Raw genomic sequence first — 1,765 nt, 5'->3', positions numbered from 1 at the left:
CGGCAGGTAGGCGAGCGCCATCCGCGGGTCCGACAGCCGCCGCACGTCCGGTCGCCGGTCGGGCACCGCCGGCGAGATCAGCGTGAGCGTCTTGACCAGCTCCGGGCGCCGGGCGGCGACGAGCAGCGCGATCGCCCCGCCCATCGAGTTGCCGAACAGGTGCACCGGCGCCCCGACGGCCTCGATGTGCGTCGCGACGACGTCGGCGTGCGCGTCGAGGGTGAAGTCGAAGCCGGCTTCGGGCTCGGAGTAGCCGAACCCGGGCAGGTCGGGCGCGGTGCCGCCGGCGACCGGCGCGAGCAGCGCGGCCAGGTCGGTCCAGTTCGTCGACGAGCCGCCGAGACCGTGCACGTAGACCGCGGGCGTGCCGTCGGGGCCCGGCGTGCGGCGGACGTGCAGCCGCGCGGTGCCGACCTCTTCGAACGCCGCCGGCCACGGCGGTTTCAGCGGTTCGAGGGACGGCAACTCCCTGGTCGACAGGGGCACGTGCGTCAGCGGCGTCCGTGCGGTCGCGGCGGTGTTCACGGATCCAGGATGCCCGACCCGTGGCACGGCATACATACCGGCGAGTAATCTTCAGGTCGACTTCACGCGGTGGCGAACCCGCCCGTCGAAGGGGCGAAGACGGGAGAAGAGCATGACGGAGATGACGCGGCTGCAGCAGCGTGGGGTGCGCCTGCCCCGGACGGAACGGCGGGCGCAGCTCCTCGCCGCGGCACAGCGGGTCTTCGCCGAGAACGGCTACCACGCCGCCGCGATGGACGAGATCGCCGAAGTGGCCGGCGTCAGCAAGCCGGTGCTCTACCAGCACTTCCCCGGCAAGCTCGACCTGTACATCGCGCTGCTGGAGAGTCACGTCGACGAGCTGGTGAAGCGCGTCCAGAACGCACTGGACTCGACGACGGAGAACAAGCAGCGCGTCCCGGCGACGGTCGGCGCGTTCTTCGACTTCGTCAGCGAGGACGCGGGCGCGTTCCGGATGGTGTTCGAGTCCGACCTGCGGGGCGAGCCGGCGGTCCAGGAAGCCGTCGACCGGGCGACGTCGGCGAGCGTGGACGCGATCACGGAGACGATCACGGCGGACGCGGGCCTCGACGAGGACAAGGCGCGTCTGCTGGCGGTCGGGCTGGTCGGGATGAGCCAGGTCAGCGCCCGGTTCTGGCTGCAGCACCACCAGTCGATGAGCCGCGAGGAAGCGGTGGCCCTGACAGCCAACCTCGCCTGGCGCGGCATCGGCGGCGGCTTCCCGCTCAAGGACGCCTGAGGACGCATCTTTCGTAGGGAAAGCTCGCTACTTTGCGACGCAAAGCCGAGCTTTCCCTAGGAAAGATGCATTGTTTACCGGGTGTCAACGAGGGCGGGCCGCTGTCCTGACCAGGGCTGAGATGCGGCGGGCCACTTCGTACGGGCGTTCCTGGGGGAGCATGTGGCCCGCGCCCGGGAACCGGACGAACTCCGCGTGCGGCAGCTCCTCCGCGATCACCTTCGCGTGCGCCAGCGGGCACAGCCGGTCCTTCTCCCCTGCCAGCACCACCGACGGCACGTCGCACAGCGCGCCCAGCCCGCCGACGCCGCGGTGGGACGCGATCGCGTCCAGGAACAGCCCCGCGCTCGCCGGGTGCGCGGCCAGCAGCTGCTCGACGACGCTGTCCACCTGCACACGCCCCGGGCGCACCCCGAAGACGAGCCGCCGGGCGCCCGAGCGGACCATCCCCGGCCGCAGCCGCAGCGTGTCGCTCCGGAGCCTCGCCAGCAGGCGGGCCAG

Annotated in this window: 3 protein-coding genes; 1 reads left to right on the top strand and 2 read right to left on the bottom strand. The window is 71.9% G+C overall.

Going from position 1 to position 1,765, the window contains the following annotated elements; genetic code table 11:
• Window positions 1-561 (bottom strand): alpha/beta fold hydrolase (locus G3I65_RS45675; protein ID WP_166641420.1); only part of this gene is annotated, 561 nt, incomplete at its 3' end.
• A gap of 76 nt (window positions 562-637) precedes the next feature.
• Between G3I65_RS45675 and G3I65_RS45670 the strand changes: the two genes are divergently transcribed.
• Entirely contained in the window at window positions 638-1,264 is a 627-nt protein-coding gene (locus tag G3I65_RS45670) for a TetR/AcrR family transcriptional regulator (protein ID WP_160701635.1), read from the top strand.
• Between the two features lie 84 nt (window positions 1,265-1,348).
• Here G3I65_RS45670 and G3I65_RS45665 read toward each other — a convergent pair.
• Window positions 1,349-1,765, bottom strand: a 417-nt coding sequence (locus G3I65_RS45665) for an alpha/beta fold hydrolase (RefSeq protein WP_160701634.1), incomplete at its 5' end; no start/stop codon positions are given.

The organism is Amycolatopsis sp. SID8362 (genome assembly GCF_010550475.1).
Taxonomy (GTDB): Bacteria; Actinomycetota; Actinomycetes; order Mycobacteriales; family Pseudonocardiaceae; genus Amycolatopsis; species Amycolatopsis eburnea.
The sequence above is the reverse complement of the archived record's forward strand: the minus strand, read 5'-3'. Positions and strand labels throughout refer to the sequence as shown.

Bases quoted from the DNA above. Each gene is read 5' to 3' on its own strand.
- G3I65_RS45670 (WP_160701635.1), top strand. From the start codon at position 638: ATGACGGAGATGACGCGGCTGCAGCAGCGTGGGGTGCGCCTGCCCCGG.